Source organism: Marinomonas sp., from assembly GCF_965225885.1.
GTDB lineage: Bacteria > Pseudomonadota > Gammaproteobacteria > Pseudomonadales > Marinomonadaceae > Marinomonas.
The window spans coordinates 1,838,180-1,855,999 of record NZ_OZ245329.1; the positions used below are offsets into that span (position 1 = coordinate 1,838,180).

At 43.6% G+C, this 17,820-nt stretch carries 15 protein-coding genes, 2 tRNA genes, 1 rRNA gene and 1 pseudogene; 14 read left to right on the forward strand and 5 right to left on the reverse strand.

The genetic code is table 11. The annotated features are described in order from the left end of the window. Positions 1–98: 98 nt before the first annotated feature. Positions 99–956: an acyl-CoA thioesterase gene (locus ACO05V_RS08705; protein WP_421849773.1), complete on the forward strand. Its 858-nt coding sequence runs from the start codon at positions 99–101 to the stop codon at positions 954–956. 3 nt (positions 957–959) lie between these two features. Here ACO05V_RS08705 and queG read toward each other — a convergent pair whose 3' ends face one another. Continuing rightward, complete coding sequence (gene queG / locus ACO05V_RS08710; protein ID WP_421849776.1) at positions 960–2,033, reverse strand: tRNA epoxyqueuosine(34) reductase QueG; 1,074 nt, start codon at positions 2,031–2,033, stop codon at positions 960–962. Positions 2,034–2,092: 59 nt separating this feature from the next. Next, positions 2,093–2,353, reverse strand: a complete 261-nt coding sequence (locus tag ACO05V_RS08715; protein ID WP_114413407.1) for a hypothetical protein — start codon at positions 2,351–2,353, stop codon at positions 2,093–2,095. 437 nt (positions 2,354–2,790) lie between these two features. On the opposite strand from ACO05V_RS08715, the gene ACO05V_RS08720 reads away from it, so the two are divergent. The 3 genes from ACO05V_RS08720 to ACO05V_RS08730 all read left to right on the forward strand — a co-directional run bounded on the left by ACO05V_RS08720 (position 2,791) and on the right by ACO05V_RS08730 (position 5,526). Then, positions 2,791–4,503 (forward strand): acetolactate synthase 3 large subunit, encoded by a 1,713-nt coding sequence (locus tag ACO05V_RS08720; protein ID WP_114413406.1) that lies wholly within the window; start codon positions 2,791–2,793, stop codon positions 4,501–4,503. A 1-nt stretch (position 4,504) separates the two neighbouring features. Then, the gene (gene ilvN, locus ACO05V_RS08725; protein WP_110577225.1) at positions 4,505–4,996 is read left to right on the forward strand and encodes an acetolactate synthase small subunit; all 492 of its coding nucleotides are present in this window, start codon (positions 4,505–4,507) and stop codon (positions 4,994–4,996) included. An 83-nt stretch (positions 4,997–5,079) separates the two neighbouring features. Next, the gene (locus tag ACO05V_RS08730) at positions 5,080–5,526 is read left to right on the forward strand and encodes an Lrp/AsnC family transcriptional regulator (RefSeq protein ID WP_421849780.1); all 447 of its coding nucleotides are present in this window, start codon (positions 5,080–5,082) and stop codon (positions 5,524–5,526) included. On the opposite strand, the gene ACO05V_RS08735 is transcribed toward ACO05V_RS08730, so the two are convergent. After that, positions 5,523–6,398 carry a DMT family transporter gene (locus ACO05V_RS08735; protein ID WP_421849783.1) on the reverse strand — a complete coding sequence of 292 codons (876 nt, stop codon included), beginning with the start codon at positions 6,396–6,398 and terminating at the stop codon, positions 5,523–5,525. The two genes, ACO05V_RS08730 and ACO05V_RS08735, sit on opposite strands and share 4 nt — an antisense overlap. A gap of 300 nt (positions 6,399–6,698) precedes the next feature. Between ACO05V_RS08735 and ACO05V_RS08740 the strand changes: the two genes are divergently transcribed. Continuing rightward, positions 6,699–7,334 (forward strand): LysE family translocator, encoded by a 636-nt coding sequence (locus ACO05V_RS08740; protein WP_421849787.1) that lies wholly within the window; start codon positions 6,699–6,701, stop codon positions 7,332–7,334. Between the two features lie 79 nt (positions 7,335–7,413). Here the strand turns inward: ACO05V_RS08740 and luxS are convergent, their stop codons facing one another. Beyond that, complete coding sequence (gene luxS, locus ACO05V_RS08745) at positions 7,414–7,926, reverse strand: S-ribosylhomocysteine lyase (protein ID WP_421849790.1); 513 nt, start codon at positions 7,924–7,926, stop codon at positions 7,414–7,416. A 64-nt stretch (positions 7,927–7,990) separates the two neighbouring features. Beyond that, entirely contained in the window at positions 7,991–9,268 is a 1,278-nt protein-coding gene (gene yjeH, locus ACO05V_RS08750; protein ID WP_421849793.1) for an L-methionine/branched-chain amino acid transporter, read from the reverse strand. Positions 9,269–9,408: 140 nt separating this feature from the next. Here yjeH and ACO05V_RS08755 point away from each other — a divergent pair, with 140 nt between their 5' ends. The 9 genes and pseudogenes from ACO05V_RS08755 (at position 9,409) to ACO05V_RS08795 (ending at position 17,732) form a co-directional block, all read left to right on the forward strand. Next, the gene (locus tag ACO05V_RS08755; protein WP_421856909.1) at positions 9,409–9,843 is read left to right on the forward strand and encodes an Lrp/AsnC family transcriptional regulator; all 435 of its coding nucleotides are present in this window, start codon (positions 9,409–9,411) and stop codon (positions 9,841–9,843) included. A gap of 170 nt (positions 9,844–10,013) precedes the next feature. After that, complete coding sequence (locus tag ACO05V_RS08760) at positions 10,014–11,636, forward strand: chloride channel protein (protein WP_421849796.1); 1,623 nt, start codon at positions 10,014–10,016, stop codon at positions 11,634–11,636. A gap of 120 nt (positions 11,637–11,756) precedes the next feature. After that, a complete protein-coding gene (gene hemL, locus ACO05V_RS08765; RefSeq protein ID WP_421849799.1) occupies positions 11,757–13,040 on the forward strand; it encodes a glutamate-1-semialdehyde 2,1-aminomutase in 1,284 nt (427 codons plus the stop codon). Between the two features lie 27 nt (positions 13,041–13,067). Further along, positions 13,068–13,838 (forward strand): CDP-diacylglycerol--serine O-phosphatidyltransferase, encoded by a 771-nt coding sequence (pssA, locus tag ACO05V_RS08770; RefSeq protein ID WP_421849802.1) that lies wholly within the window; start codon positions 13,068–13,070, stop codon positions 13,836–13,838. A 126-nt stretch (positions 13,839–13,964) separates the two neighbouring features. Then, positions 13,965–14,957, forward strand: a pseudogene (msrP, locus tag ACO05V_RS08775) (protein-methionine-sulfoxide reductase catalytic subunit MsrP). Position 14,958: 1 nt separating this feature from the next. Further along, entirely contained in the window at positions 14,959–15,564 is a 606-nt protein-coding gene (locus ACO05V_RS08780; protein WP_421849805.1) for a sulfite oxidase heme-binding subunit YedZ, read from the forward strand. Between the two features lie 361 nt (positions 15,565–15,925). After that, positions 15,926–17,465, forward strand: a 16S ribosomal RNA gene (locus ACO05V_RS08785). A 94-nt stretch (positions 17,466–17,559) separates the two neighbouring features. Then, a tRNA-Ile gene (locus ACO05V_RS08790) sits at positions 17,560–17,636 on the forward strand. Positions 17,637–17,656: 20 nt separating this feature from the next. Beyond that, positions 17,657–17,732, forward strand: a tRNA-Ala gene (locus tag ACO05V_RS08795). Positions 17,733–17,820 lie beyond the last annotated feature (88 nt).

Consider the following 17,820-nt stretch of genomic DNA (forward strand, 5'->3'; position numbering starts at 1 on the left):
AGATTCTTGGTGTTTTTGTATTTTATGAGTTTTTTGTTCAAGCTGCAGTTAAAAAAAACGGCATAATATGGATAATCATATTGCATAGGAGGGTAACGGTGAATCAAGTCGTTCATTATCTCATCGGTTTATTAAAGTTAGAGCGTGTGTCAGCGACTAAGTTCATTGGTCGTAGTCAGGATATCGGTTTTCCCAAGCTATTTGGTGGCCAGGTTATTGGCCAAGGTTTGAGTGCGGCTACTCAGACAGTTGAAGGACGGTTTCCTCATTCACTACATTGTTATTTTTTACGCCCAGGGGATTCATCTCATCCTATTGAATACGAAGTCGAAACCGTCCGTGATGGAAGGAGTTTTAGTGTCCGACGAGTGATTGCCTCACAATTTGGGAAAAGTATTTTGGCGATGACGGTATCTTTTCATATTGAGGAAGAAGGTTTGGCCCATCAAGATGCTATGCCAAATGTTCCGGGACCAGAGTCGTTTAAGTCCGAATTATCACTCTATCGAGAACATGCCGATGAAATTCCGTCTAAAGTGCGGGATTTATTCACGGCAGATCGCCCCATTGAGTATCGAATAGTCGAAAATCAAAACCCATTTCGTCCTCGTCCAGGGATTGCGAAACGCCATATGTGGATTCGTAGTGTGTCAGCTTTGCCTGATGATGCGTTAATCCATCAATCTATGCTGGCTTATACAACAGATTATGGCTTCATTGAAACCGCATTGATGCCTCATGGTATTTCAATTGGTAGCCCTTACCTTACTGCTGCAAGCTTGGATCATGCTATTTGGTTTCATCGCCCATTTAGATTGGATGAATGGTTGCTTTATGTAGCGGATTCGCCATCGGCTGATTCGGGAAGAGGATTTGTTCGTGGACAAATTTTTAATCAGAAAGGAGAGTTGGTAGCGTCAACAGCTCAGGAAGGTTTATTGCGTTACTCTTGTTAGCTGTCAAAGGTTGTGCTGTTCTAATGCCCAGATAATGTGCTCTTTCACTAACTCAGAAGCGTGAGGGAGTGCATTTTCGAGTGTTTGTATAGTGTCTGGGCTTGTGGGTGCATTGCCCAGTGCTACAGCGATGTTTCGGCGCCAATTTTCAAATCCTGTGCGACGAATAGGCGAACCTTCGGTATTCTTTAAAAAGGTTGCTTCATCCCACTCAAATAATTCAACCAGATCCGCTGAATCTAAGTTATGTCTTGGTTGGAAATCATCTTCTTCGGTGTATTTGGCGAACTTGGTCCAAGGGCAGACGAGCTGGCAGTCATCGCAGCCAAAAATCCGGTTGCCCATTTTACTTCGCAGATTTTCTGGAATAGGGCCTTTGTGTTCAATGGTGAGATAAGAAATGCATTTTCCTGCATCAAGTACCCAAGGTTCGACAAAGGCATCAGTTGGACACTGAGTTAAGCAGGCCGTGCAGCTACCGCAATGCCTTGTCTCAGTTGGCTTATCGACAGGAAGCGGCAGGTTAGTAAATATTTCACCGAGCAAAAACCAGCTGCCCGCTTTTGGCGTTAGTAATAAGGTGTTTTTGCCAATCCAGCCCATGCCGGCTTGCTCGGCAATTTGCCTTTCTAAAATGGGCGCGCTGTCTACGAAGGCTCTGTAGCCATGATCGCCAACTTGTTGCTCTATTTTCTTAGCAAGTTGAGTAAGGCGTTTGCGAATTAGCTTATGGTAATCACGCCCCAAGGCATAGCGTGCAATATAGGCTTTGTCTTTAGTTTGCAGCCTTTTAACGGTTTCGACGGATTGAGGGAGATAATGCATCCTAAGGGAGATAACCCGACGAGTTCCCGGGTGTAGTTGCTCGGGATAAAAGCGCATGTCACCATGGTTGGCAAGGTAATCCATGCCAGCGTGATAGCCATTATCAAGCCACTCGTTAAAGTCGTCTTTGTATTGTGCTAGATCGGGCTCGACGATACGAGCTTCAGCAAAGCCAAATTCAGTTGCCCATGATTTAATATCATCAGCAAGTTGGTTTATTTCTTCTGGGCTGGATAAAATCGAAGGAAGCAAGTGAGTACCGAAACATAGAGCGCTAGGCTAGAAAGTAGCCTAGCGTGAAAAACCAAAAATTAGTAAAGCTGAGAGTCGCCTTTAACGACATCCATCAAGAGTTTGATGAATTTTTTATCCGCTTCTGTGTGCTCTTCTTGGATTTTAATGGTGGTTTGGTTGGACACTTCTTCTGCAATGCGCTGGTAAGCATTCGGTTGGTTGATATTTTCTTTGGCAATACGGACTAATTCTCCAGCGAGCTCTGGATCCATAAGCATTTTACGAAAACAGCGTGAAAACTCATCAATAACTCGTTGTTGGTTAAGCTCATTAGCCATGGTAAAACTCCTAATCAATTTATGCCGCTATGACACCATGAAGCGTAGTTTAGAGCAAGTTTTTATACGCTTTGTGTTGACAAATCTGAGGCGCAAAGACAAAATGAAAAGCTATATAATTCGACGACACCCTGTCGATGACTCCTTTTTATGGGCCACTAGCTCATCTCAGTCAGATTCGTTCTGATAAGCACAAGTGTAGAATGACGCAATATTGTTATTTTACGCTTCTCCTCGCGAAAAGACGCGGGCAGTGTAAAAACTGCGATTTCTTGCGTTTGAGTGTTTCTTACTTTTAGATAAATGTTCCTTATTTATAAAAGTTGCCTCAGTTAGTTTAGAAACTTCGTTCTATCAACTTTAATCTGTTTGTCTTATGCGGTTACAATAGCTGCACTAAAATTAAAAGACAGATAAATACTATAGAGGGTAACAAGGTGGAGTTATTATCCGGTGGTGAAATGATCGCCCGCTTCCTCAAAGATGAGGGAGTTGAATATATCTATGGTTATCCAGGTGGAGCCGCACTTCATATTTACGATGCTTTGCATCGTCAGTCTGACGTAAAGCATATTCTGGTTAGGCATGAACAAGCTGCAACGCACATGGCTGATGGCTATGCGCGCGCCACGGGAAAAGCGGGTACGGTTCTCGTAACTTCGGGTCCTGGTGCAACCAATACAGTTACTGGTATTGCGACAGCCTATATGGACTCTATTCCCATGGTCATTATTTGTGGTCAGGTTATGAGCTACCTGATCGGCGAAGATGCGTTCCAAGAAACCGATATGATTGGTGTATCACGTCCAATTGTGAAGCATAGTTTTACGGTTAAGCATCCTTCTGAAATTCCTATGATCATGAAAAAGGCGTATCACATTGCTAGCACTGGTCGTCCAGGCCCTGTTGTGATTGATGTGCCAAAAGACATGACCATGCCAGGCGATAAGTACGAATACAAATACCCAGAATCTGTTTCCATTCGCTCTTATACGCCACCGACTAAAGGTCACAGCGGTCAAATTAAAAAAGCTGTTGAGCTTCTTCTTGCTGCCAAGCGTCCAATCATCTATGCAGGTGGTGGCGTCATCATGGGCGGTGCATCTGATTTGCTAGTAAAACTGGCGAAATCATTGAATGTTCCTGTTACTAACACGCTGATGGGCTTGGGCGGATACCCAGGAACTGATAAGCAGTCTGTTGGTATGTTGGGTATGCACGGTTCTTACGAAGCGAATATGACAATGCATCACAGCGATGTGATCCTAGCTGTTGGCGCTCGCTTTGATGACCGCGTAACAAATGACCCAGATAAATTCTGTCCTGGCGCGAAAATCATTCATATTGATATCGACCCTGCCGCTATCTCTAAAACCATCCGAGCTGATGTGCCAATTGTTGGTCCTGTTAATCAGGTTTTGGAAGAGATGTTGTCTTTGGTTGAAGGTCAAAGCTCAAACACCGAAGCGCTTGTTGGCTGGTGGAAGCAAATTAATGAATGGCGTTTAGTGCACGGCGGTCGTTACGATACTAGTAGCGAAAAGATTAAGCCTCAAGCTGCTGTCGAAGCTTGCTGGCGTGCTACTAAAGGTGATGCCTTTGTTGCGTCTGATGTAGGTCAGCATCAAATGTTTGCTGCGCAGTACTATAAGTTCGATAAGCCTAACCGTTGGGTTAACTCTGGTGGTTTGGGGACGATGGGATTTGGTCTTCCTGCCGCTATGGGTGTGAAGATGAGCTTCCCTGAAGAAACCGTAGTATGTGTAACGGGTGAAGGCAGTATTCAAATGAATATTCAAGAGCTTTCTACCTGTTTGCAATACGGTTTGCCAGTGAAAATCTTGTGTTTGAATAATGGCTACTTGGGCATGGTTCGCCAGTGGCAAGACATGAACTATGAAGGTCGTTACTCAAATTCCTACATGGATTCATTGCCTGACTTTAAAGTATTGATGGACGCTTATCGCCATAAATACGTTGAAATTCGAACGAAAGATGAACTCGATGCCAAGATGGAAGAAGCGTTTGCGATGACAGATCAATTGGTCTTCATTAATTGTTACGTGGATCCAGAAGAGCATGTGTATCCAATGCAAGTGCCTCGTGGCGCGATGCGCGATATGTTCTTGAGCAAGACGGAGCGTACCTAATATGCGACATATTATTTCTGTATTGATGGAAAATGAGCCGGGTGCTTTGTCGCGAGTAGTTGGTTTGTTCTCTCAGCGTAACTTTAACATCGAATCATTGAACGTGGCGGCAACGGATGATCCGACTTTGTCTCGTCTCACTTTGACGACGTTTGGTTCTGATCAAGTCGTTGAGCAAATCACTAAGCAACTGAATAAGTTGATTGATGTGGTGAAGCTGGTGGACTTGACCGAAGGTCAGCATATTGAACGTGAGTTAATGCTGGTTAAGGTTCGTGCAACTGGTGCTCAGCGCGCTGAAGTGAAGCGAACTGTTGATATCTTCCGTGGCAACATTGTGGATATGACGCCCTCTATTTACACGGTTCAAATCGTGGGTGAATCAGATAAGCTAGATGGATTCTTGCAAGCCTTGGGCGGTGCTCATTTGCTTGAAGTAGTTCGAACTGGTGTTTCTGGTATTGCTCGTGGTGAAAAGACATTGTCTTTGTAATCACCTTGTAGTTAGACTTAAAAAGCCGCGATTATTCGCGGCTTTTTTATGGTCATTTGATTGAGTTCCATACTGGAGGGAAAATGGATAAGACGAATTGGAAGCTACTTAAACTGCTTGAAGGAAATGGCCGTTTAACCTATGCAGAACTAGGTAAATTAGTTCATCTGACTGCACCAGCGGTCGCAGAACGCGTTAGAAAATTGGAAGAGTCTGGTGTGATTACTGGCTACAGCGTTCAAGTCAATTTAGAAAAAGCAGGAATCCCTATTACTGCTTTGGTTGAGTGTCAGGTTTATCGTACCAAGGAGCGTGAGTTTAAAGCACTTGTTATGGGGTTAGAGGAAGTGATTGAATGCTACAACGTCACAGGGCCTTATGCTTTTGTGCTCAAAGTAGGGGTGAAGTCTATGTCTAAACTAGATGCATTATTAGAGCGATTAATTGATTTGAGCGATACCAACACCATGATGATAATGACTACCCCCGTCAAACGCACCATGCCATTACATATCGCTCAAGAGGATTAGCTTACCGCTACTTCTGCTGTGATGGCTTTTCTTGGCCACTGACTAATAATCATCCCAGTCATAATAAAACCACAACCAATTAAAGCGCGGGTTGAAAGAATTTCCTCCATAAATATCCAGCCTCCTAATACGGCAAATACCGCTTCAGACGAGAGAATAAGAGCACTTATACTCGGTGTAACATTTTTTTGTCCTAGTGTTTGTAATGTGAAGGCAATACCAGACGAAGCGACACCAGCATAAACTAAAGGCCACCAAGCCATTTTAATGCCTTCAAGCGTGGGTGTCTCTAATGTGAAAGCTGTCATGGTGGCTAATATTGTCGCAACGGAAAACTGCACTATCGATAGTGGTAAAGCCGATACATACCGAGATAGATAGCCAATCAATAAAACATGCCCAGTCCAAAAAAACGTGCCTAATAGCTCTATCGCATCGCCTTTGTTGATGGATAGGTTTGGCCCAACGGTTAAGCTGTAAAGGCCAATTAATGCTAGCCCAACGCCAATCCAAGTGTGTTTTTCGGTTTTATGGCCGAGCATAAGTCCTAATATCGGCACAAATACAATGTACATGCTAGTGATGAAACCTGCGTTACCTGCTGTAGTGTATTGCAAACCAATTTGTTGACACGTAAAACCCAAAAATAAACAGCTTCCTGCCACTATACCGCCTAACCAAAGCTTTCGATTATTTTGAGATTGCTTTGGTTTAAAAATAAACAATAAAGGTAGAAGCGATAAGGTGGCTAATAGAAATCGCATAGCGTTAAAACTGTGTGGCCCAAGGCTTTCCATGCCAGCACTTTGGGCGACAAAGGCAAAGCCCCAAATGGCGGCAGTGGCCCATAAAAAAATATGTGAAATAGACATAGTGAATCCCTGGTAAGTGGTAATGGAGTGGTTATTTTACTCAGAGGTATTGCTGCCCCACAGTTGAGAAAAAAGGTTCTTTGTGTGTTTAGCTTTGGATAAAAAAATAAATCTAAGGTTTTGCTTTCATTAATGAAGTGAGCTAACTATTTGATTCTCTGGCATCTTAATACATTCACTTTTTGATCTTATAAAAGGTTAAAAAATAGGCTGACATGAGTGTTGTTTAATTGTACATTGGCGCCCAACTTCAAGGTCTGATTAGACCACTTCAAAGCTATATTAAGAGATTTCATTGTTATGACATTCAGTGTTTGGTTGGCAACTGCGCCGTTATTAATGTTGCTTTCTTTAGGGCCTGGTCCAAATAATTTCACAGCGATGCATAATGGAATGCAGGTTGGGGCAACTAAGGCAGTGATTGCGGTTGTTGGTCGAAACCTAGCGTTTAGCATTTTGATGCTGATTTCTGCTCTCGGTTTGGGAGCGATCATTGTGTCTTCTACATTTTGGTTTAGTGTCATCAAATGGTTTGGTGTGGCTTACTTATTTTACGTTGGCATCAAAACATGGCGAAGTGCAGCAATGATTTTAGAAGAGCATGAAAGCGAAGTGGGAACTAAAGTCAAACGTGGGCATTTAGCCAGAATGCGGCAAGAGTTTTTTGTGGCGATTGGTAACCCGAAAGCTGTCTTGCTATTTACCGCTATTTTTCCGCAGCTGCTCGATCTTAGTCAGCCTGTTCCTATGCAATTTTTTTGGATGGGGCTGACATTTTGTTGTACTGAATTTATTGCGGCTTATGTTTACGCCATGAGTGGAAAACAAATCCGACGTTTGATTCGCAGTCCTAATGGCATGAAAAACCTCAATCGCGGTATGGGGAGTGTATTTGTTGCAGCGAGTGCCTTTTTAGCAACGGCGACGCGTTCTTAAGATTGTTAGACTTTTTGAGCCCACTAAAAAAGGTGGTCGCATTGACCACCTTTTTTTATATAGTACTTAGTAAAAGCTCTTAGCTGTGTTCTTTTAAGAACTCTTCGCTTAGATATAGCTCTTCATTGCTATTCACTTTTACGTCACGGCTTAGGATCATTTTTGCAATTTCTTGCGCTTCTTCTAGGGAATGCATTTCGTAAGTGCCGCACTGGTATTCGTTAAGCTCTGGAATGTCCGATTTAGCTTTTACTTTTAATACGTCTTCCATTGCTGCTTTCCAAGAAGCTGCGACCTTTTCTTCAGAAGGCGTGCCAATCAAGCTCATGTAAAAACCAGTACGGCAACCCATTGGTGAGATATCAATAATCTCTACGCTGTCGCTGTTTAGGTGCTCACGCATAAAGCCAGCAAATAAATGCTCTAGTGTATGGATGCCTCTTTCTGAAAGAATTTCTTCGTTTGGTACGCAAAAACGTAAATCAAATACGGTGATGTCGTCGCCTTTTGGTGTCGACATGGATTTTGCAACACGAACGGCGGGTGCGTCCATACGAGTATGGTCGACGCGGAAGCTGTCTAATAATGGCATAAAAACTCTCCTGCTTAACTTAACGAAATCATCGTTGCTGTATAAATGATGATATTAATTGACGTTATTGTACATGAAGTTTTGAATCTTTGATTGGGCTTTTTGGAGACTTCAAATATTCGTAGCTGAGAGCCAAACAAAAAGCAATAACTGCGAATAGCATACTTTGGCCAATGAAAAGCACCATGAAACCACAGTTTATCAAGGCAACAATGGCCAGCATTTGAGTTACTCTATTAACCAGTTTGAGTGCGGCAATGCAGGTGAGAGTGTAAATGAGTAAAAAGCTACCGTTTGTCATCTCAATGAACCATGACATTTTCCATCCAGATAGTTCAGAAAACACAATGGAGAATAACGTAATAAAGCCAACCAATAAAACAGCTCTTTCTGGCGCGCCGTTTTTATTAAGCTGAATAAAAATTTTAGGCAGTGCACCTTGCTGTGCCATGGATTGTACCATGCGCGAGAAGCCTAAAATATAAATGGCCACGTTAGCGAAGGCGATTACATAGGCGCCAACGGCAAAGAATCGACTGCTCGTTTCGCCCATTAGTTTGCTAACTAACAATGCTAGAGATTGGCTGTTGGTAATTTCGTCGCCGTAAGTGTGATGCCAAGCAATGAGTAGTACTAAACTTAGGTAAGCAAGAATCACGATGGTGATGCCGCCCAGTAAAGCAATTTGGAAATCTCTGGTTGGGTTTTTAAATTCGGCACCCATATGCGCCATGACTTCAATGCCTAAAAAACACCAAAATATAACACCTGTGGCGTACAGGGTTTGCTGCCATTCTGAACTTGTTATCGGCGCCTCTATTACTTGACGACTATCAGCAATATCGCCAATAAAACAAAGCCATATAATGGTGCCAATCATGGCGATCACTACACCTGTTTGAAATCGCGCCGACGTTTGCATGCCCACGATGGCGAAGAGAAGCATGCCAGCAAGGGTTAATAGACTAAAGGCAAGAATCCATTCATCAGATGTTTTAAATATGATGGTTAAATACGCCGCTGCGACTTTTATAGCGACAGCAGGGCCAACCAACAGAATACTTAAAAACAACCAGCCCACTGCTTTTTCGTAACGCGATCCGAACGCTCGTCCAATATAGTGTGATGCCCCACCTGCAGACGGATACTTTGAGCCAAGTAACGCGAAAATAAATGCAATAGGGATAATCATAGTGGCGGTGATTAACCAAGCATAAAAAGCAAAGGATCCGGCCTGAGCAACAGACATGGCGGGCAATATCATCAGGCCAGTGCCAATAAAGGTTGTCACCGTCATTGCTATGCCTTGAAGAGGGCCGAGAGTTTTTTGGTATTGAGTCATTTGTTTGCCTTTATGCAGCTGTTTTTTATTGCTGCTAAGGATAAAATAACCGTATAAACAATACCCTATACAAGTTGGCCCTATTAGGGCGCATTTTGTCGGAATAACCGTCAATTTGAATGGAAAATAATAAGAGAGGAATGCCGGTGGCGGATCATTATGATCAAAAAATATTAGCGTTACTGGTAGACGATGCTCGGCTTTCTGTTTCAGACATTAGCCGACAGGTTAATCTATCGCGCTCGGCAGTGACCGAACGAATTCGTCGCATGGAAGATAATCGGACTATTACGGGTTATCACGCTCATACTTCTGTATCAAAAGAAGAAGGGGTTAGTGCATACATTGCTCTGACATTTCGGCCTTTATCTTGTGAACAAGTGTTGCCTTTGATTAATAGTATTCCAGAAGTTAAATTAGCTCACTCAATTAGTGGTGATCTTGATTTGCTATTGTTAGTGCAAGCTCCATCCATGGATAGGCTGAATGAAATACGAGAGAAAATGGAGACGTGGCCTAATCTACACAAAGTGGTGACACACATGTGCCTCGCTAAGCGGTTAGATCGTTGGTGAGTAGCTTTTAGCACATACGGCTTGATTTAATGAACGTGTCCGAATAATGGAGAGGCCTTCTGAAACGATTAAATTTAAGGAAAAACTGGTCTGCCAAAGCCAAGTCTTATGATGACTTGTTGGTGTTGGCGGCTCTTGGTGCTTTTTGCGGGTTGTTAAGCGGCCTTTTGATGGCATTTTTCTACGCTGTGATCTATTTGCCTGCTCGATATTTGATTGGTCATGATTTTGATTCGTTTCAACTATTATCGGTTGAATGGCGCATTGGGCTTTCTCTTTCTGCTTGTGTTGTTTTAGCGCTGGTCTTTACTTTTGTGCCTCGTAGGTTACAAAAAGTCGGTGTCCCTTATGTCATTGAACGTTTAAATCATCATCATGGAAACTTGCCTGTATGGAATGCCGTCGTACAGTTTTTTTCTGCGGCTATCGGCTTGATCGGTGGTCTTTCTATTGGTAAAGAAGGCCCGGCTGTGCACCTTGGGGCCACGCTCGGTGGCTATTTGGCTGAAAAAGCCAAGCTGCCTCAGTATGGCGTCGAAACCTTGTTGGCATGTGGTGTTGCTGGGGCGATTTCAGCGATATTTCAAACGCCTTTGGCGGGTGTTTTGTTCGCCTTTGAAGTGATTTTTCTGGAATACCGACAACGTTATGTTTTGCCTGTTTTGTTATCTTCCGTTATCGCTACCTTGGTAAGTCATTTCTTTATTGGTCCTTTGGATATTTTTAGCATTGAAAAAATTTCTTCTGTGTTGCTTTCAACTGACTTATTTTTCGCGTGTTTTATCTTAGTTGTTTTCATTGTCTTGCTGTCTGCTTTATTTCTTCATACGCAAAAGAGCCTTTGGCGCTTAAGTGGATTGTCTGTTTGGTGGCGTTTTTCCTTAGTGGCGGTTGCCACGTCTTTGGCCGCTATTTATATGCCGGAATCATTAGGGAGCGGCTACCTTTCTCTTTCTCATTTGTTATCTGGTGATTTGATCTTATATTCTCTGTTTTTATTAATACTGGTTAAGACGGCGTTAACTGCTTTTACTATCGGTTTAGGTATTCCCGGTGGGATGATTGGGCCGACGTTTATCATTGGCGGCTTGGCGGGTGTTCAGGTTGCTTTGGTATTTGATAGTAATGTAACTGATGTTGCTTTATTTGCCTTGTTGGGAATGGCAGCCATGATGGCAGCCTGTTTTCAAGCGCCATTAACCGCTCTGGTTGCCATAATTGAAATGACACATTCGTCTGCGGCTATTGTGCCAGCATTGTTTGTCATTGTGTTTGCTTGTTTGTTGATGCGAGTATTTTTCCACCAAGAGTCTGTCTTTGTTGAAAGATTGAGCTTCATGGGAATGTCTTCGACAATAAGTCCCTTTCAGCGTTATCTACGACATCATACAGTCAAACCTGTAGCTGAAGATGTGTTGATCCTTCCTAGGCATGTTCCTATTGAGCAGGTAAAAGATTTAGCGTCAAGTATGGTAGACTATATCGTTTTCGAGGTAGGGAATGAGCATCGTCTTGTTCGGCGGATTTCGATATTGGATGCGTTGAATACGTTAGAGCAAGGACCTCAGTTATGGTTGGTTGCGGAAGGGGATAGAGTGAAGATGGATTTGTCTTTGGCTTTAGAGTCTACTCTTGTTCCTGTGATTGATGAGCCTTCTTCTTTAGAAGCCATGCTTGGTTGGTTTCAGCAATATGGTTTGCCAGAAGTGCTGGTAGCTGTTGCTGACTCTTCTTCTTTTAGTTTGGTTTCTCGTCATCGTCTCGATCAGTTTTTGTTAAAAAGTGACCAGTAGTGATTTTTCAGACAGGAATTTACTCATTGGTTCTTAGGTAAAGTCTTTATAGTCAGCGGCGCTTTTCATGTTGAAGGTTGCTTGTTTTTGTAAATTATCAGTTATGGGATTTGAATAAATATGAGTCGTTCAGAAGATCTATACGCACGTGCCCAACACCGTATTCCTGGAGGTGTTAACTCTCCTGTACGAGCTTTTAATGGTGTCGGTGGTACGCCTATTTTTTTCCAGCGTGGGGAAGGAGCTTATATTTATGATGAGGACAAAAAACGTTATATAGATTATGTGGGTTCTTGGGGGCTGATGATTTTAGGCCACTCTCATCCTGATGTATTAGATGCAGTTAGACAACAGCTTGATTTTGGCTTGAGTTTTGGTGCGCCGACAGAAGTAGAAATCACCATGGCTGAGAAAGTCTGTGAACTTGTTCCTTCGATGGATATGGTGCGCATGGTTAACTCAGGCACTGAAGCCACTATGAGTGCTATCCGTTTGGCTCGCGGTTATACCGGACGCGATAAAATCGTCAAGTTTGAAGGTTGTTATCATGGTCATTCTGACTCTTTGCTTGTAAAAGCGGGTTCTGGAGCGTTAACTCTTGGTGTTCCTAATTCTCCTGGTGTTCCGGCGGATTTGGCGAAGCATACTATTACGTTGCAATACAACGATATTGAAGAAGTGACTCGTTGTTTTTCTGAAATCGGGGATCAAATCGCTTGTATCATTGTCGAACCTGTTGCCGGCAATATGAACTGCATTTTGCCGGTTAAGGGTTTTCTTGAAACCTTGCGTAAGGTTTGTGATGAGTCAGGTGCTGTGTTGATTTTTGATGAGGTTATGACTGGATTTCGTGTAGCACTTGGTGGTGCACAAGATCATTTTGGCATCGTCCCAGATCTGACAACACTAGGTAAAGTGATTGGTGCCGGTATGCCTGTGGGCGCTTTTGGTGGCAAGCGTGAAATCATGGAGCACATTTCTCCTTTAGGCCCTGTTTATCAAGCTGGTACATTATCGGGTAATCCTGTTGCGATGGTGGCAGGCTTAGCTGTTTTAAATAAAATCAGTGAAGAAGGTTTTCATCAGACTTTAGGATCTAAGGCTAATCGTCTTGTGACTGGATTAAAAAAAGCAGCGAATGCTGCTGGTGTGCCATTCTGTGTGGTTAGTGTAGGTGGAATGTTTGGCTTCTTCTTTACTGAAGCTGAAGCCGTTAAGACATTTGCGGATGTGCAGAAGTGTGACTTAGATGAATTTAAAGCGTTCTTTCACTATATGCTAGAAGAAGGCGTGTATTTTGCTCCGGCTGCGTTTGAAGCTGGGTTTATCTCTCAAGCTCATACTGAAGAAGATATCGATTACACAATAGAAGCAGCTAAGCGTTCTTTTGCTAAGCTTATATAAAAATTCGTAAGAAGGAAGGTTGATAACATGTCTATTGATGATATGAAAAAATCACCGGTTGATGAAATCGAAGACGTCGATGTCGGTGATGAAAAAAAGCAGCCTCACAAAGGGGTATATTTGCTTCCCAACTTGTTTACAACAGCGGCACTTTTCTCGGGTTTTTATTCTATCATTGCTGCAATGAATGAAAATTTTACTCATGCAGCTGTCGCGATTTTTATCTCGATGGTATTTGATGGTTTAGATGGACGAGTTGCTCGTTTGACTCATACTCAAAGCGCATTTGGTGCTGAGTATGATTCCCTTGCTGATATGGTTTCTTTTGGTATTGCGCCAGCGCTTGTCGTGTTTACTTGGTCTTTAGCGCCGCTTGGAAAGATCGGTTGGATTGCAGCATTTATCTACGCTGTTGGTGCAGCGCTTCGCTTAGCCCGATTTAATACTATGATTGGTGTTGAGGAGAAGCGTTACTTTACCGGGTTACCTAGTCCAGCAGCCGCGGCTCTTGTGGCTGGTGTTATCTGGGCCGCCAATGATAAAGGTGTTTCTGGTGAAAGTATGGCGACGCTGATGGCGCTACTTGTTCCTATTGCTGGCTTGTTGATGGTTAGTAATGTGAAATATCGTAGTTTCAAAGATCTTAACTTAAAAGGGCGCGTACCTTTTGTTGTGCTTCTTATTGCGGTTTTGGTTTTGGTTTTCGTTGCTCTAGAACCTGCTCTGGTGCTGATGAGCGTTTTTTGCCTTTATGGTTTATGGGGTGTGCTAGGTATCTTTTTTGAGAAATTACGCTAATTTTTTCTAAGATCCTTTGTAATAAATAAGAGCCTACTGTCGTCTAAGTCAGTAGGCTCTTTTTGTTTGAACGTTCAAACAGGTTTGCTGTCAACTATATGAATAACATGTTCTATGGGGAAAGCTATGTTAATTAAAAATAAGAAACAGTCGGATTGTTCTGAGCTTGAAGTGACAGATCAATCCGTATACCTAAATCGTCGTCAGTTTATGAAAGCCACGGGTGGGATTGCTCTTGGTGTAGGGGGAATTGGCAATGTTGCTGCAGCCCTTCAAGAAGGTAATCCTTTATCTCCACCTTCGTCTCTAAAATCTTCCTTTGCAAATATAGCTGAAACCACGTTTGGTAAAGACGATAAAGTGTCTCCTTACGATGTCGCTACTTCCTACAATAATTTCTACGAGTTTGGATATGGTAAGAGTGATCCAAAGGAGCGAGCTTCAGAGTTTAAGACATCACCTTGGACTATAACGGTAGAGGGTGAAGCCGGAAAGACCGGTGTTTTTGACCTTGATGATATTATCAAAGAGTCGATGCTAGAGGAGCGTATCTACCGCCTTCGCTGTGTAGAGGCATGGTCTATGGTGATTCCTTGGGTTGGAATTCCTCTTGCGACAGTTTTAAAGAAGTTTGAGCCAACGTCAAAAGCAAAATATGTATATTTTGAAACCTTATATGATCCTAAGTAAATGCCAGGTCAGCGAGGTGGCGGGCTGGATTGGCCATATCGAGAAGGGTTACGTATTGATGAAGCGATGAACCCCTTGGCGTTTCTTGCTGTTGGTATGTATGGCAGCATATTGCCCAATCAAAATGGTGCGCCGGTTCGTTTAGTTTTACCTTGGAAGTATGGTTTTAAAGGCATTAAATCTATTGTGAAAATTCGTTTTGTTGAAACGATGCCCGAAACTACATGGAGTATGTTAGCTCCTAATGAATATGGTTTTTATGCCAATGTGAATCCTAACGTAGATCATCCTCGTTGGTCGCAAAAACAAGAACGACGTCTGCCTGGCGGTGTGCTTTTTCCAAATGTTATTGAGACAAAAATGTTTAATGGCTACGAGGAAGAGGTCGCGAGTCTATATGGTGGTATGGATTTGAAGAGGAACTACTAGCGTGTCGACATTTTGGGATAGGAAAGAGAAGCCGTATATCCTTCTCTTGTTTTGTTTGCCATTTGTGTGGATGTTTTCCTCTTTATTGATGGGGCAATATTTCCCGGATCCAGGCAAATTATTGATGAGACTAAGTGGTATTTGGGCATCTGTCTTTGTTGTGGCTGTCATGGCAATGTCATTGGTTGGTAAGGTTGCATCGCTGAGATTTATCAATCGCTATCGTCGCTTTATCGGTTTAACAGCCTTTTTTTATGCCTTACTTCATTTCGTTATTTATTTGGTTTTATTTGCGGGATTAAGTTGGACTTGGATAACTTCAGATCTAATTGAAAAGCCATATATTTATGTTGGTACCTTGGCTTTGGTGATTATGGCTGTGCTGGCGATAACGAGTACAAAGGCAATGATGCGTAGGTTAGGGAAAAAGTGGAAGCCGCTTCATCGATTAATGTACCTTGCCGCTGTTGGTGTTATTGCCCATCTATGGTGGCAAGTGAAGGATGATGTTTCATTAGCGGTGTATTTTTCTTTATTTCTAGTGCCTTTATTAATGGTGAAAATTCCCACTTTGCCAGCATATAAGAAGTTTTTTAAGAAAACTTAAAAAAAGGGCTTGCGCTAAAACTTCTAGGCTGTATTATACGCCTCCACTGACACGGACAACGACGCAAGCAAGAGTTTGCCACTTACTTAAGTAAGAGAGTTGAACGTAAGATCAGACGCTCTTTAAAATAGATAATCAGATAATTTGTGTGGGCGCTCGCTGGAGGCTTCAGAAGATTGTCCGGATTGGTTTTTGACTGATTCGAGATGATCAAAAAATTGAAGTCTTGCGAAACGTCTAACACGTCAATTCGCTTTATGTTGGCTTGTTGTTCTTCGGAGCAGTAAGTCGATTAAGTTATTGTTAGTGTAATAGATTTTGAGCAGGCAAACTCATACTTTTAAGTATGAGTTTAAAAATTAAACTGAAGAGTTTGATCATGGCTCAGATTGAACGCTGGCGGCAGGCTTAACACATGCAAGTCGAGCGGTAACAGGGGAGCTTGCTCCTGCTGACGAGCGGCGGACGGGTGAGTAACGCGTAGGAATCTGCCTAGTAGAGGGGGACAACATGTGGAAACGCATGCTAATACCGCATACGCCCTAAGGGGGAAAGGAGGGGACTCTTCGGAGCCTTCCGCTATTAGATGAGCCTGCGTAAGATTAGCTAGTTGGTAGGGTAAAGGCCTACCAAGGCGACGATCTTTAACTGGTCTGAGAGGATGGCCAGTCACACTGGGACTGAGACACGGCCCAGACTCCTACGGGAGGCAGCAGTGGGGAATATTGGACAATGGGCGCAAGCCTGATCCAGCCATGCCGCGTGTGTGAAGAAGGCCTTAGGGTTGTAAAGCACTTTCAGGGGTGAGGAAGGGTAACTGGCTAATATCCAGTTACTTTGACGTTAGCCCCAGAAGAAGCACCGGCTAACTCTGTGCCAGCAGCCGCGGTAATACAGAGGGTGCAAGCGTTAATCGGAATTACTGGGCGTAAAGCGCGCGTAGGTGGTTTGTTAAGTCGGATGTGAAATCCCAGGGCTCAACCTTGGAATGGCACCCGATACTGGCAGGCTAGAGTATGGTAGAGGGGTGTGGAATTTCCTGTGTAGCGGTGAAATGCGTAGATATAGGAAGGAACATCAGTGGCGAAGGCGACACCCTGGACTAATACTGACACTGAGGTGCGAAAGCGTGGGGAGCAAACAGGATTAGATACCCTGGTAGTCCACGCCGTAAACGATGTCTACTAGCCGTTGGGTTGTAATGACTTAGTGGCGCAGCTAACGCAATAAGTAGACCGCCTGGGGAGTACGGCCGCAAGGTTAAAACTCAAATGAATTGACGGGGGCCCGCACAAGCGGTGGAGCATGTGGTTTAATTCGACGCAACGCGAAGAACCTTACCTACTCTTGACATCCAGTGAATCCAGAAGAGATTTTGGAGTGCCTTCGGGAACACTGAGACAGGTGCTGCATGGCTGTCGTCAGCTCGTGTTGTGAAATGTTGGGTTAAGTCCCGTAACGAGCGCAACCCTTATCCTTATTTGCCAGCACTTCGGGTGGGAACTTTAAGGAGACTGCCGGTGACAAACCGGAGGAAGGTGGGGACGACGTCAAGTCATCATGGCCCTTACGAGTAGGGCTACACACGTGCTACAATGGCGTATACAGAGGGCTGCAAGCTAGCGATAGTGAGCGAATCCCAGAAAGTACGTCGTAGTCCGGATTGGAGTCTGCAACTCGACTCCATGAAGTCGGAATCGCTAGTAATCGTGGATCAGAATGCCACGGTGAATACGTTCCCGGGCCTTGTACACACCGCCCGTCACACCATGGGAGTTGATTGCTCCAGAAGTAGCTAGCTTAACCCTTCGGGGATGGCGGTTACCACGGAGTGGTCAATGACTGGGGTGAAGTCGTAACAAGGTAGCCCTAGGGGAACCTGGGGCTGGATCACCTCCTTAAACGATAGAAACCTCTGGTGAGCGTTCACACAAATTATCTGATGGTGTTTTAAACGACACAATATCTAGTTTATAAGAAGCACAGAAAGTATTTGGGTCTGTAGCTCAGTTGGTTAGAGCGCACCCCTGATAAGGGTGAGGTCGGCCGTTCAAATCGGCCCAGACCCACCAAATACGATCTAGTTAGTAATGGGGCTATAGCTCAGCTGGGAGAGCGCCTGCTTTGCACGCAGGAGGTCTGCGGTTCGATCCCGCATAGCTCCACCATTTACTGATCATTCTGTGCGAAAGATTTAGAGAGAGTTCTAAGCAAGACGCTAAGCATCTTACATTTAATCATGTTGGGTGATTTTTA

Bases quoted from the DNA above. Each gene is read 5' to 3' on its own strand.
- pssA (WP_421849802.1), top strand. From the start codon at position 13,068: ATGTCTATTGATGATATGAAAAAATCACCGGTTGATGAAATCGAAGAC.
- ACO05V_RS08730 (WP_421849780.1), top strand. From the start codon at position 5,080: ATGGATAAGACGAATTGGAAGCTACTTAAACTGCTTGAAGGAAATGGC.
- ACO05V_RS08755 (WP_421856909.1), top strand. From the start codon at position 9,409: ATGCCGGTGGCGGATCATTATGATCAAAAAATATTAGCGTTACTGGTA.
- ACO05V_RS08715 (WP_114413407.1), bottom strand. From the start codon at position 2,353: ATGGCTAATGAGCTTAACCAACAACGAGTTATTGATGAGTTTTCACGC.
- hemL (WP_421849799.1), top strand. From the start codon at position 11,757: ATGAGTCGTTCAGAAGATCTATACGCACGTGCCCAACACCGTATTCCT.
- ACO05V_RS08735 (WP_421849783.1), bottom strand. From the start codon at position 6,398: ATGTCTATTTCACATATTTTTTTATGGGCCACTGCCGCCATTTGGGGC.
- yjeH (WP_421849793.1), bottom strand. From the start codon at position 9,268: ATGACTCAATACCAAAAAACTCTCGGCCCTCTTCAAGGCATAGCAATG.
- ACO05V_RS08760 (WP_421849796.1), top strand. From the start codon at position 10,014: ATGGCATTTTTCTACGCTGTGATCTATTTGCCTGCTCGATATTTGATT.
- ACO05V_RS08740 (WP_421849787.1), top strand. From the start codon at position 6,699: ATGACATTCAGTGTTTGGTTGGCAACTGCGCCGTTATTAATGTTGCTT.
- ilvN (WP_110577225.1), top strand. From the start codon at position 4,505: ATGCGACATATTATTTCTGTATTGATGGAAAATGAGCCGGGTGCTTTG.
- luxS (WP_421849790.1), bottom strand. From the start codon at position 7,926: ATGCCATTATTAGACAGCTTCCGCGTCGACCATACTCGTATGGACGCA.